11 protein-coding genes are annotated in these 13,675 nt (G+C 44.0%); 2 read left to right on the top strand and 9 right to left on the bottom strand.

What is annotated here, in order from left to right; translation table 11 throughout:
* Positions 1–133 precede the first annotated feature (133 nt).
* Positions 134–670: an alpha/beta hydrolase gene (locus V7K79_RS04280; protein ID WP_335045002.1), complete on the top strand. Its 537-nt coding sequence runs from the start codon at positions 134–136 to the stop codon at positions 668–670.
* Here V7K79_RS04280 and V7K79_RS04275 read toward each other — a convergent pair.
* From V7K79_RS04275 to V7K79_RS04245, 7 genes are all read right to left on the bottom strand, one after another.
* Positions 667–864 (bottom strand): hypothetical protein, encoded by a 198-nt coding sequence (locus V7K79_RS04275; RefSeq protein ID WP_335045000.1) that lies wholly within the window; start codon positions 862–864, stop codon positions 667–669. The genes V7K79_RS04280 and V7K79_RS04275 overlap by 4 nt on opposite strands.
* 171 nt (positions 865–1,035) lie before the next feature.
* Positions 1,036–1,656, bottom strand: coding sequence for a low-complexity tail membrane protein (locus tag V7K79_RS04270; protein WP_335044998.1), 621 nt, complete (start codon positions 1,654–1,656; stop codon positions 1,036–1,038).
* A gap of 105 nt (positions 1,657–1,761) precedes the next feature.
* A complete protein-coding gene (gene infB / locus V7K79_RS04265) occupies positions 1,762–4,929 on the bottom strand; it encodes a translation initiation factor IF-2 (RefSeq protein WP_335044996.1) in 3,168 nt (1,055 codons plus the stop codon).
* A gap of 484 nt (positions 4,930–5,413) precedes the next feature.
* The gene (locus V7K79_RS04260) at positions 5,414–5,683 is read right to left on the bottom strand and encodes a YlxR family protein (RefSeq protein ID WP_335044995.1); all 270 of its coding nucleotides are present in this window, start codon (positions 5,681–5,683) and stop codon (positions 5,414–5,416) included.
* A gap of 149 nt (positions 5,684–5,832) precedes the next feature.
* The gene (gene nusA / locus V7K79_RS04255; protein WP_335044994.1) at positions 5,833–7,116 is read right to left on the bottom strand and encodes a transcription termination factor NusA; all 1,284 of its coding nucleotides are present in this window, start codon (positions 7,114–7,116) and stop codon (positions 5,833–5,835) included.
* 333 nt (positions 7,117–7,449) lie between these two features.
* Positions 7,450–7,908, bottom strand: coding sequence for a ribosome maturation factor RimP (gene rimP / locus V7K79_RS04250; RefSeq protein ID WP_335044993.1), 459 nt, complete (start codon positions 7,906–7,908; stop codon positions 7,450–7,452).
* 187 nt (positions 7,909–8,095) lie between these two features.
* Positions 8,096–9,541: a hypothetical protein gene (locus tag V7K79_RS04245; protein ID WP_335044992.1), complete on the bottom strand. Its 1,446-nt coding sequence runs from the start codon at positions 9,539–9,541 to the stop codon at positions 8,096–8,098.
* Positions 9,542–9,897: 356 nt separating this feature from the next.
* On the opposite strand from V7K79_RS04245, the gene V7K79_RS04240 reads away from it, so the two are divergent.
* The gene (locus V7K79_RS04240) at positions 9,898–10,611 is read left to right on the top strand and encodes a peptidoglycan-binding domain-containing protein (protein ID WP_335044991.1); all 714 of its coding nucleotides are present in this window, start codon (positions 9,898–9,900) and stop codon (positions 10,609–10,611) included.
* A gap of 31 nt (positions 10,612–10,642) precedes the next feature.
* Here V7K79_RS04240 and V7K79_RS04235 read toward each other — a convergent pair whose 3' ends face one another.
* Positions 10,643–11,536 (bottom strand): SDH family Clp fold serine proteinase, encoded by an 894-nt coding sequence (locus V7K79_RS04235; protein WP_335045213.1) that lies wholly within the window; start codon positions 11,534–11,536, stop codon positions 10,643–10,645.
* Positions 11,537–11,640: 104 nt separating this feature from the next.
* Entirely contained in the window at positions 11,641–13,536 is a 1,896-nt protein-coding gene (locus tag V7K79_RS04230) for a serine/threonine-protein kinase (protein WP_335044990.1), read from the bottom strand.
* Between the last annotated feature and the right edge of the window lie 139 nt (positions 13,537–13,675).

The raw sequence follows: 13,675 nt of genomic DNA, 5'->3' as shown, positions 1-13,675 counted from the left end.
TGTTATTCAGAAAATTTTCTTAGGGGCACTATGGGGATGAGGCGATTTTTAGTATTCCCTAAAGCTAGGTGCTGCAACTAATTCTGCTGAAATATCATCACAAAAAAAGCAAACCTATTGGAAATTGGGAGAAATGCATTTTAATCTTTTAGGGCTGTGTCGCGTTTTAGTTTTGGTAGGCATTACCTGTCTTCTGTTTTTGTCCACTCCTGCCTTTGCAGCAGAACGAATAGTGCTAAAGTATGGTATCTTCCGTGAATCACTTTCTGTAGAGGAACTATCCACCTTTGCCCAAACAGGTGAACTTTCAGGTTCACTAAAAGTTAATTTAGCTTTGGCACGACAAGACCCCAAAGTTATTCGTCAGTATTTAACAAAGCCTGTGAAGGTAAATCCTGTATTTTTAGATAAAGTGCTGAATAGCCAGATCGGTAATATTATTTTGGATCAAATTAGTCAAGTTTTTTATACACCGTCTCAAAGAGCAAATCGGCAAGCATTACGAGCCGCTTTGGTACTTGGTGCGAATCAAGACGGGCAAGTGTCGCTGATTGAAATTATTAAGAATTATCCTACAAATGAAGTGGAAGTTGATGGCGATCGCTTGCAGGGTGCTTACCGTCAACTCCGCCGTTTGCAAACAAGCTTACAAGATTTATTAGGTGTTTAGTAAGCTAAAGTTTCTAAAGTTTCTCTTAAATACCTCTGTACCTGATGTTCCAAGCGAATTCCGTCTAATTGAGCATCGCGTTCTAGTTGCCAGCGTTGAAAACCGGAACTAGTGGAGATCGCACATTTGAGGCTATACCAAATTTCAGTATCGGCAGAAAATTGGCGATCGCTAGAAGCTGGAATTTGAGCCATAGTTCCTTATTCCTTTATTTTAAACTTCAATGGTAATTTGGACATTAGACATTGGGCATTGGCAAGAGACTTGTTACAAGTTCTAACTTTAGTCACCTTGTCACCTTGTCCCCCCTGCTCCCCTGCTTTTTCTCTAGCCCTTTAAAGTTAAATAATATACTTTATGGGCTGCTACGAATCTGTATTTACCCTAAACAAGGATTGCAATAATCGGGGCACGATTTGATTAACCCGCACTCCTAAAATAGTGAAATCTTGCTTAATCTTTTCTAAAGATAATGGCTCGATGCCAGCGAATTCTGTCTCATTAATCACTAAAACTCGCATTATACTCACAGGTATTTGTAAAAATAGATTGCTGCCCAAAAAGGCTAATCCTGCAAGCACTAGTGCAAGGCTGCGCCATTGTGGGAGGAATTTAGCTGTATTTGCTACTAATGGGGCAATTTGGTAAAGATTCCACAGTATCCAAACCGATAATACTGCTGCCACTAATGCCAGAATACGATTTAACTTTGTATTAATTAAACAGAGAATTTTTCGCTGCCGTTCAGTCAGATTTTCTGGCTTTAGGGCTATTCCTAAAAGAGCAAATATATAAAAGGGGCGACGCAACTGCATCCATAATAGGGGGAGAACACCAATGGCGGCAACTAAGAATAGCTCCATCCAAACTGGCATAAATGGCTCACCTACAGACAAAAACAATAAGCAGAGTACTAAAAAAACAGGCAACGTTGCCAATCCAGCGACGTGAATCCACAAAATAGGTTCAGAGCGAAATGAATGCATATTATAAAAAGTTATGAGTTAAAAGTTAGGAGTTGGGAATTAGTAGCCTTTAACTCCTAACTCTTAATTTATCACTCCTAACTTCTAACCATTTTACCCTCAACACTATCTCGTTAAGGTGAGAGTGCGCCGCTTTGTAACCATTTGATAGGCTTCGATGATGTCACCTTCAACCCAATCATTGAATTTATCCATACCGACGCCGCATTCATAACCAGCATTCACCTCACGGGTATCTTCTTTCATCCGTTTTAAGGAGTCAAGGACGCCTTCATAGATCACCTTACCGCCGCGTCGCACCCTGACTTTGCAGTTGCGAACTAGCTTGCCAGATTGAACATAGCAACCAGCAACCGCACCACGACCGACTGGGAAGACGGCACGTACTTCGGTTTGACCCAAGGGTTCTTCTACCAACTCTGGTTCCAAAAGACCTTCCAAGGCATCTTGGATATCTTCTAGGAGTTTGTAGATGACGTTATATTCTCGGACATCGACACCTGCTTCATCGGCAGCTTGTCTAGCGCCAGTGGCAAAGGTGGTGTTGAAGCCGATAATTACAGCGTTACTGGCAGCTGCTAAGTCGATATCTGTCTCGGTGATTTCCCCAGCTGTAGCCAACAACATCCGAATTTGGACTTCGTTTTGGGGGATTTGCTTCAGCGCTCCCACAATGGCTTCTACCGAACCTTGTACATCTCCTTTCAAGATCAAGTTGAGTTCTTTCAACTCACCTTCTTGTGCTTGAGCCGATAGGGTTGTGAGGGTAACACGTCCTTGTAACAGGCGGGATAGGCGTTGTCTGTCTGCGCGATCGCTAGCAAGCGCTCTGGCTTCTTTTTCGTTCTGGAAGACCTCGAACTCGTCGCCTGCTGCTGGCACATCACTTAAACCCAATACCTCGACAGCAAAGGAAGGAGAAGCAATGTCTACTCTTTTACCTCTGTCATCCACCATCGCCCTGACTTTACCGAAAGCCGAGCCAGCTACCAAGATATCTCCCACATGCAGCGTGCCATTCTGAATTAACAAGGTAGCAACTGCTCCCTTGGCTTTATCCAGATGTGCTTCAATGACAGTTCCTTTGGCGGTACGATCTGGGTTAGCAGATAGTTCTGCAACCTCTGCTACTAGGAGAATCATCTCTAAGAGCGTATCCAGATTTTCACCTCTGATGGCGCTCACCGGAACCATGATTGTCTCACCACCCCAGTCTTCTGCGGTTAGACCATACTGGGTCAGTTCTTGTTTCACCCGTTCTGACTGTGCCCCTTCTTTGTCAATTTTGTTGATTGCAACGACAATTGGCACTTCCGCAGCTTGGGCATGGCTAATGGCTTCAATGGTTTGAGGACGAACACCATCATCAGCAGCTACTACTAACACAGCAATGTCTGTTACCCGCGCTCCTCGTGCCCGCATAGCTGTAAAGGCTTCGTGACCAGGAGTATCCAAAAAGACTATTTGCTGCGGTTTGCCCTCATGTTCCACATCCACATGGTATGCACCAATGTGTTGAGTGATCCCACCAGCTTCGCCAGCAGCCACTTTTGTTTTACGGATTGAGTCGAGCAGGGTTGTTTTACCGTGATCTACGTGACCCATAATTGTCACAACTGGCGGACGGCGGTGGAGATATTCTAGGTCTTCTGCGCCGACCATTTCCGTAACCTTCCGAGCTTCTGCTTCTCGCTCGGCGGTTTCGACTTCTATTTCTAGTTCTTTTCCTACCAGGGTAATTGTGGGAATATCTAGATTTTGGGTAATACTCACCGCCATGCCTTTAAGGAACAGGATTTTCACAATCTCTGTATCGGGAACAGCTAAAACGTCAGCTAGTTCTTGCACAGTTAACGGCCCTGTGATCGCCACTTTTTCGGGGCGATCGCGCTTTTTCTCGGTTTCTTGGCGACGGTTTTGCTGCTGGTCGCGCCCAGAACCAGATCTGGAACCAGACCTGGAACCAGACTTTTTCGCTCTTGCAGTTGGGACGCTAGCAAGGGTTGCACCTGGTATTTGTACAGGTCGAGTTGCTTTCGGTTTGGGAGGACGAGCGATGGAAAGACTGACTTGGACTGTGGCTGGTGAATCAGTGTCGTCATCATCCAGCAAATCTTCTTCAAACTCATCATCAAGTATGGGTTTGATTCGCTTGCCTTTGACGCCAGATTTTGCCTTCTCTTTAACCTCGTCAATTATTTCCTCTTCTACCCACTTTTTGCCACCTTTGGTCGGTCGAGGCGGACTTGGGCGTTTCAAATCGAGGAGATCCGGTGTGACTGGTTCATCACCCAATCCTTGAGATTTGCCCGCTATTCCTGACATCTGTCTGGGTGGAGTAGCGATCGGCATTGCGGCTGCTACTGCTTCACCTGGACGTGCTGGTCTGGGTCTTTGTCCTTCTCCCAGTTGTGATGGTGCAGATGGTCTATTGCCTCTCTGCTCTGGTCTGCTGGGTGCAGGGGTAGGACGACTTGTTCTTTGTGGTGCAGAAGATGGTGGAGACTGGTCTGTTGGCAGTTTAGCGACTCTCGGCTTAATTTGATCGCGATCGCCTTCTGTGGGTCGTTGCCGTTGGTCGCGTTTAAGGATCGGTTTATCTGCCTGAGATACTGGTGGCTCGTCTGCTACCTGCGCTTCTTCTGCCGCAGGCCTGGCTGGAGGAGCAACTAGTTGTGGTTTGAGCGGTTTTTCCGATTTTGGTCTGGGTGGAACTATTTTTTCCGGTTTTTGGGATGCTATTTTTTCCGGTGCCGATTTTGGATTAGGCGTTTGTTCCAAGTCAGCGGTCAAAGGTTGCTCTTGAGTCTCAGATTGAGTCCGGGGCACAGGTCGAGTTGGTGGTGCCGGTTTTTGGGGTGAGACTGGTGTAGCGAAAGGCCGTGGCGGAGAGGGAGGATTAGCTTCAGACAAGGCAGCTTGGGTATTGTTAGCAAGTGACGCCTCTAGGGCGTTGGGAGTAGTATTTCTCAATATTTTGGGTTTGCGTATTTCCAAAATTTGCTGTTTGTGGGGTGCAGCAGGTCGCGGGGGTCCGCCGTTGGGTGGTGAATTTGGCTTATGGCTGGTTGTACCTAGTTCCTTTTTGGCTGACACATTCGTAGCTGCAAGCTTTTCTGCTGCCGCCCGGATGTTTTCTGCCTCGGATTCTGAAATCGTGCTGCTATGACTTTTGACCGCAATATCGAGCTGGTCGCAAATTGCTAATAGCTCTTTGTTATCCAAATTCAATTCCTTTGATAATTCATAAATTCTAACTTTGCCGTTGTTCATCCACTCTTCCCCTTTAATTTACAGTTTTAGCGGATGGTTGCCTGGAAGTGCGACATCTCCATCCTTGGATTACTGTTTTTAGGTTGCCGTTCAGTTTTTGCCGGTGCCTCCAATCAGGAAAGAGAGATGTTTCGGTTTAATAATGGCATCCCCACCAGGAATGATGGTTAAGGGATACCCATAAAAATTTCTTAAATAAAAGATTTTTATAGGAACCCTTGACGCCGAACTGCGCCTGAGCGCTACCAGGTTGCCATTTTGTAGTTTCTTGTTTTGTTGATTCTGAGTCTTCCACAATACAATCGATTACATCTTGTTCTGGGAATGTTGCCTCGACCCTCTTGTTATTTGGAGAGTCGAATGTGTTTTACACCCATTTACTATTTTGGCATTAACCTTGACAATCAACAGAGGGTGTGACAAATGCGCGATTTTCGGCTTTCTACACAATTCCTTTGATGATTAGGTTACAAAGTTGTTCCAACTAAATTTGGTTTTGGGTATTACTGCGCGCTAGACGTTGCGACAAGCTTTGATACAGTGTTTCTGGCACTGATGCATGTAGCGATCGCCCTAGTCGATTTTTTTTTTGAGCCGCTTGTAAGCAACTCGTTTCTGGACAAATATAGGCAGAACGCCCCATGCCCCAATCTAATTGTACCTTTCCCGATGGAAAGACGCGGACAATCCGCCAAAACTTATCTTTTGAGCTTACTTTACGGCAACTAATACAGCGCCGATAATTTGGTTTCATTGGTTCATTGCGACCTCAGTCCAGGATTGTGGATGTCAAAAGAAGTTTATTATGACTATTTTTTACTTATACCAAGTAGCTTTTGAGAAAATAATCCTTGAGACTGAGACTACAATCTTACATTATCAAAACTTTACAAAATTAATCAATTATTCATCATCGTTATCGTCAAAACTGTCTTCCTCTTCTAATTCGTTCTGATTTTCATCCTCGAATTCTTCTTCATATTCCAGGTCGTCTTCTGATTCCTCTGATTGATATTTTGTTCTGACAGCTGCAAATTTGGTATCTTCTGCTGCATAGTCATACTTAGCTTTGTCTTTAATGTCTATTTTCCAACCAGTTAGACGGGCTGCCAAACGGACGTTTTGTCCTTCTTTGCCTATAGCCAAACTCAATTGATCTTCAGCTACAAGTACGTGAGTTTGCCGCGATTCTGGATCCATCAGGCGTACTTCATCTACCCGTGCTGGACTTAAGGCATTAGCAATGTATGTTGCTGGGTCTGGCGACCAGCGAATTACATCTATTTTTTCACCGCGTAATTCGTTGACTACCACTTGAATTCGCGATCCCCTGGCTCCAATACAAGCGCCTACTGGGTCTACATCGCGATCTAGAGTATCTACTGCTATTTTAGTCCGGGGACCGACATAACGGGAAGGGGGGTTTGCCTCCCTAGCTACGGCAACAATCCGTACCACCTCATCTTCGATTTCTGGGACTTCGTTGGCGAAAAGATAAACTACCAAACCAGCATCAGCACGAGACACAAGTAACTGTGGCCCTCGTTGCTGACCTTGGGAGACTTTTTTCAGATATACCTTGAAGGTGGCATTTGCCCGATAATTATCGTTGGGCAACTGTTCCCGCTTTGGTAATTCTGCTTCTACTTCTGGCTGACCAAAGCCGCTGCTAACTGCTAAAACCACTGATTGCCGTTCAAACCGCAGGACTCTTGCTTGCAGAACAGTTCCTTCTAAATCTTGGAACTCTTCTTGCACCATCTGGCGCTGTTGATCCCGTAATTTTTGTGCTAATACTTGCTTAGTTTGCATAGCCGCCATCCGACCAAATTCTCCTTGATCAGGGGTAACATCTAGCACCACTGAGTCCCCTAACTGCGCTTCAGGAGCGACTTGTTGAACTTCATCTAGGGAAATTTGGTGGTCTGTATTATCTACTTCTTCAACAATAGTTTTGGTGGAAAGAACGCGAAATCCTTCTCCTTCAATATCAAGTTCAACTTCAAAATTTTCAAAATAATCTTCGTCAAACTGTTTGCGCTCTAAATTTTGGGCGCGGCGATAACGTTCATAGCCTTTGAGTAGTGCTTCTCTTATAGCTGATTGAACTGCAAGCCTGGGTAAATTCCGTTCGCGACTTATACTTTCTATTAATTCTTTTAATCCAGATAAAGTAACCATTGACATAAGCAATCTCCTTTAAAAATTAGGAACTAGAGACTGGGCGTTGGGCGTTGGGCATTGGGGAGCCACTGCCTTGGACGGGTTCCCCGGCTTGAAGCAAGTGACGTCATGGGGCATGGGGACAAGGAGATAAGTCTGATCGCTGGAAGCCAGCGCTCAGAACTTCTCCTAAGGGAGACGCTGCGCGAACGGAGGAAAAACTTGTTTGTTGCAAGTTCTCACCTCTTGTCATCACCTTGTAACCTTGTCACCTTGTCTCCCTTGCTCGTCTGCCCCTCTGCTCCTCTGCCTATCCAATCCCTAGTCCCTAGCCTTCTAGCCTGAGTAACTTGTTTATCAGCGCTCCTGTAACTGCACCTTAGTAATTAGGGAGCGGGGAATTTCGACTACACGACCTTTTTGATTTAAGTAAAGTGCTGTCTCATCCCGACGAATCAACTGACCAATCAACTTTTGTTGTCCGTCGTAGGGGGGCGTTGTAAAGATAATGACAGGAAATCCTTTAAAGGAAATAAACTCCCTGTCTGTTACCAATTGCCGCGAAATACCAGGACTAGACACTTCCAAGACGTATGTATCTGGAACGATTTGGGCAGCATCTAAGGAAGCTTCTAAAGCACGGCTCATCTTCTCACAATCGTTCAACCCAGTGTCTTGCTCAGGATTGCGAATATCTACCCGCAAAACTGGTGGACTTTGGTTAGTGTGAAAAACCACGCCAACCACTTCCAATCCCAGTTCTTCTGCCACTGGTATTGCCAAATCAATAATTTGTGGAACTAAAGGATGAACCATGAGAGAATTCAATAAAAAAAGTGGGCATCGACCCACTTCCTGCGATAGGTATATCTTCCAAGAAGTCTTGTGACGAACCAATGATGATTCGCCTAATTCGAGTTTAGCGCATTTCTTGGATAGTCATTAGTCACTAGTCAAGAGTTAGAAATACTTCCCCTGCTCCCCTCCTGCCCCTCTGCTTTACCTACCCTTCCCGTATTTTTGGGATAGTGCCTTTATCCACGACTGCGGGAACTGCTACTTGTGTTCGTAACTGCCTGGTTTGCTCGATAATTTGGTCTATGTCTTCTTGGGACAAACGCTGGACATAGTTGAGTTTGATTTCCTCTAAGAAGTCAAAAAGTAAACTCTGAATTTCTGAAAGTACGTGTTTTTGTTTTATTTGAGATCCCAAAGCGTCACTGAAGCTTTGTACCAATTGAGTGGTGAGTTTTGCGCCCACAGGGTCTTCAACAGCGCTCACTAAAGTTTTGTAAAGATTAGTTGTGATTTGGATCGCTAGTTGTTCGCTTAACTGGGTTTGGGCTTGTCCGATGCCAGGGAAGTTTTGAAGATTGCGGTAGATGGGGACTTGATGGAAGACGGTTTCAATGTTGTGGTGCAGAATGGCAACGATCGCAGGTTGGATATCGGGTAGCACCTGGTAGACAATTGTTTTTACCAAAAGACCTGCGATCGCTTCCACTTCATTTACATTATTAATATCTATGTACGGACGTAAATTTTCTTTTTGCGAGAGCCAGCTAGTTAATTCACCGCGCTGAATTGAACCTTGAACCTGATTAATCACTCTCACCACCACAATTTCTGTGAGTTCTTCGGCAAAATTGGCGACAATCCCCTGATTAACTTGCTTTCGTACTGGATGCAGATTCAATAACCGTGCTTGATCAAGGCGAATTAATACAGGTATGATTCGCAACCCGCGCCAAAATGGTATCAGTAAAAATAAATCGTACCAACGCCATAATAGTGCTTCTAACCAGCTAAACCCAGGATGTTGGCGTCTGAGCAAGAAGGTACGCCCTAGCAACTCTACACCAAATAAAATCACAAAGGCTAAGTCAATCATCCAGAATTCATCAACAAAATCGCCATTTTCCCCGATTTGGCGGTAGTAGTTAGAGGCAATCAAAGGGCGAATGCTCTTGTTAAAAAAACTAATTTGTTGATCCCAGCCATTTTGTGATAGGTAAGGCTGACTCCAGAAAGTGGCAAAGGACTGCTTTGCAGATTCTTTGCGGATGTGCGATCGCATCCTTGTTTTGATTTTTTCCAGAGTCCCACTCTTATTCACTCCTGCAAACGGGTTACTGTCAATCATCTCGCTGCTCAGACCCCTTATTTCCTCTAGCCTGCTATTTACCTGAGGCGACTGTAACCCTGTTTGTCTGACTTGTTCTTCTAAAGCATCTACTGTTTTCAGATAGTTGTCTGTGTCGCGATGGAGTTCAATACCTTTTATTGGATCATAAATCTTGGTAATTTGGGGAAGTTTTCGCAAGTAGAAATCTCGCCAGGGTACGTAACTTAAATCAAACAAAACTAAACTTAAATTTACGGTGGCAGCAATTGCCATAAATTTTTCAAACCAAAGATTACGCTGCTTATAAGATTTTATATTTCTCATTTTTTGTAAAAAAATATACTCTTCTATCTATTTAAAACATAAGCCTTTTCATTTATGAATTTTTGACCCTTTTACCCAATTACAGTGATTTTCACTTGAGTAGACCCTAGTAGGAGGGCACAGATGTGCATTTCTATTGCAATTTAAAGCATAAGCGCTGGATCTCTACTCATAGAAGATACTTCTTTTGATAGATGACATAAAATAATTTTTATAAATCAGTTAAAGTTAACAAAAAAAAATCACAAATTGTTCAAAATTCATTAAATAATCGTGAAAAAAGTTATTAAACAAACTTAAAATGCAGCTGTTAACGTTTACGATTCTGCTGATTTAACCCAAAGGAGTTTTTAAGTATGTGGTGTGGGTTTGGAAAATCAAGCGCAACCTTTGCTGTTACTTGCCTGATGACTGCTAGTTTGGTAATTACAGACACAGGTTTTGCAGCCCCTCAAAAAAGTTATACACCCCAGCAATTCCGTGAGGTATTGCGGGGATTAGGTTATAACGTCAAGGTAACAAATACTGCTTTGACAGACGAGCAAACTAAAAAGGCAATTCGAGAATTTCAGACTGGTTATAAGCTAAAACCAGTTGATGGTATCGCAGGGCCAAAAACCCAAGATTTTGCTGCTAACATCGTTCAAATTCTGCACAGAAATTTGAATGCAGTGGTGAAGCCAAATCCTCCCCTACCGCGCGATCATTTTTATGGTTCCCGCACGGAAGAAGTGGTGAAGGAGTATCAGAAGAAATATCAGTTGCAAGAAACTGGAATTGCTAATTTAGCACTCCGCCAAAAGCTGAATGAAGAAGCAAAGACACTCTTCAGCCAGCCGACAGCGACACCAACAACTAAACCGACAACTAGACCGACAACTAAACCGACAACTAAACCGACAGCTAAACCGACAGCTAAACCGACAGCGACACCAACAGCGACACCGACAGCGACACCAACAGCGACACCGACAGCTACACCGACAGCTACACCAACAGCTACACCGACAGCGACACCAACAGCGACACCGACAGCTACACCGACAGCTACACCAACAGCTACACCCTAGTCGCCACAAAAAACTCCTACCCCAAAGCCCCTCAAGTTATCTGATTTGGTTCTTCTAAGGGTCTGCCTTTGGGTGTAGGTAGAATTGGACGAGGGTCATTGTAAGGCATAGGAATGTACTGCACACTGGGTCGTCCTCCTTGTGGCTGTGGGTACAGATCCATAAGATCATAAATAGAATGGGGCAGTCCGACGGTTACGGGCAGCCCCATTTCTGTTGCTTCTTCAATAGTGATGGGATAATCGTGGGTGACGCGCCCAGTTGTCAAGGCTTCGATAATCGGTTCGATATTTTCTGGCAGAACTTTTTGTTTAGGTATACTGTCTTTTAGCAAAGTTCGGACAAATCGTTGTACCTGCTGTATTGCTTTGCCTGAGAGATCGGCCATAATTAGGGTTTGGTCATCAATCTCGCTGATGGGTTTATCTTCAACTACTTTTAAGATACTGGCTGCGGGGAAATTGCCTAGTTGTGGATCAACTGGCCCTAAGACAGCGTTAGCATCCATAATAATTTCATCAGAGGCGAGGGCAAGCATTGTACCGCCACTCATGGCATAGTGGGGTACAAAAACTGTGACTTTTGCTTGGTGGCGAATTAAGGCTCTGGCGATTTGTTCAGTAGCCAAAACCAAACCACCAGGAGTGTGTAAAATTAAGTCAATTGGCACATCTGGGGGTGTGAGGCGAATTGCTCGTAATATTTGTTCTGAGTCTTCAATAGTAATGTAGCGAGATATGGGAATTCCCAAAAAGCTAATGGACTCTTGACGGTGAATCAGTAAAATCACCCGACTTTTGCGTTCCTGCTGGAATTCTTGTAAAGCACGCAAACGCCGATATTCTATTTGACGTTTTTGCCAAAGAGGTTGCAAAGAAGTCAAAAGCAGGAAAATCCAAAATAAATCACCAATACCAAAGCCCATATAATTTTTATTGTTCAAAAATAACGGTTGCTGTCATTATTGTTACAAATTTGGGGCGATCGCAGTTCTATCTGTAGATTTATAGAAAAATTACGAATTACGAATTAATTATTACCCCTTCGCCAAATTTTAATAGTGTCGTCATCACTACCGCTAACTAAGGTTTGATCATCGGGACTAAAGGCGACACATCTAACATAGTTGGAATGCCCTGTAAGTGTGCTGATTTCTCTACCACTGTGCATGTGCCACAGTTTGATAGTGTTGTCCCAACTGCCACTAGCGAGAAATTGTCCATCCTGGCTAAAGCCGACTGACCAAACTGAATCAGAATGACCAATGAGAGTACGAATTTCTTTGCCTGTATTTACATGCCAGAGTTTAATCGTGTTGTCACCACTGCCACTTGCGATAATTTCCCCATTTTTGCTGAAGGCGATACAGTTAACAAAGAAGGAATGACCTGTGAATGTGTAAATATTTCTGCCTGTATATATTTGCCACAGTTTAATCGTGTAATCATTGCTGCCACTAGCCACTAGCTGTCTCTCCTGGCTATTAGTTGTAGACGTTCTCGGAGAGTAAGCAACTGACGAAACTGGGTCAGAATGACCTGTGAAAGTTTGGATTTCTATGCCTGTTTGTACCTGCCACAGTTTAATTGTACAGTCAGCACTGCCACTAGCCAGAAACTTGCCATTTGGACTAAAAGCAACGGAATTCACCCAATTAGCATGACCAATGAGGGTACGAATTTCTTTACCTGTGTTGACATCCCACAATTTGATTGTATTATCCCAACTGCCGCTAGCTAAGATTCCCCGGTTCAGGTCTGCAACTCCCGCAGATTTGCCAGACTCGCCTTGATAAGAAAGGTTTGAAGAGATTGGGCTAAAGGCGACGGAATGAACCATATTAGAATGACTAGAAGACCAACGACCCAGTTGACGCACTAGCTTGCCAGTACCCATTTGCCAAAGTTTGATGGTCTTGTCATTACTGCCACTAGCAATAAATTGCCCGTCTGGGCTAATGGCGATCGCATGAACCATACTAGAATGACCTTTGAGGGTCTGCACGCATTGCCAGTTCTGCCGATCTAATACAATAGGTACAGGTGGTTGCACCTTAGGGGCTATCACTAAAGTAGATGATATTTTGGTTACATCTTCCCCTGTCTCAGAACCCAATAAATCCAACCACTCTTGCACAGACTGGGGACGATACGTTGACTCCAGATCCATGCCGCACATAATAGCTTGATTTACCCTGTTGCTGATGTTGGGATTAAAATATTGTGGTGGTTCTAAATTAATATTGTGACGTCTATCGTCTGCACTAGTTGGTACAACTGCCGTAAGCAAATTATACAAAGTAGCGGCTAGGGCGTAAATATCAATGTATTCTCCTCGCGGCGCTTCTGATTCATACTGTTCAGGTGGGGCAAAACCAGGAGTACGATACACTGTATGCCTTTGGATCGTATTAGGAACAAACTCTCTAGCGATGCCAAAGTCTATTAGTACTGCTTCTAATTTATCAATGCGGATCATGATGTTGCGTGGTTTGAGATCCCGATGCAACAGTCCTTTAGAATGAATTAGGGTCAAAGCATTACCAATTTGCCGGATGTAAAGTAGCGCTTCTGCCTCTGATAGCACTCCTATTCGCCTCAAGCGCTGTGCTAAGTCTTCCCCTTCAATATAATCCATCACCATGCAGGGCAAATTCCCCTCATCGAAAATGGTTTCTATCTGTACTATATGAGGATGGTGGCACACAGCCAGCCGAACTGCTTCATCACGAAAGTCTTGCCGTAACTTGTTTCGGTGGAGTATCCAGGCGGGGTGATTCAGGATTTCTTCTTTGAGGGTTTTAATCACTCGCTGTTGATTTCGTTGATTTCTGGCAAGATAAGTAATGCCAATTCCGCCTTCACCTAGTTGGCTTTCAATAATGTAGCGTCCCCCGAATATAGACTTTCCTGCATTCCACACCATTAGTAATATTTGACAATTGCTGGTATTTATTTTGGCAAGGTATCAGAACAGCCAATACGAATTTTTGGGAATTCCATTTGAATTGCTGTTGTAGCTTTTTAGAACTTACTTACTTAGATAACATTTTCATTAACCTCAA

This window comes from Nostoc sp., assembly GCF_036917575.1.
In the GTDB taxonomy this organism is placed as follows: domain Bacteria; phylum Cyanobacteriota; class Cyanobacteriia; order Cyanobacteriales; family Nostocaceae; genus Nostoc.
The sequence above is the reverse complement of the archived record's forward strand: the minus strand, read 5'-3'. Positions and strand labels throughout refer to the sequence as shown.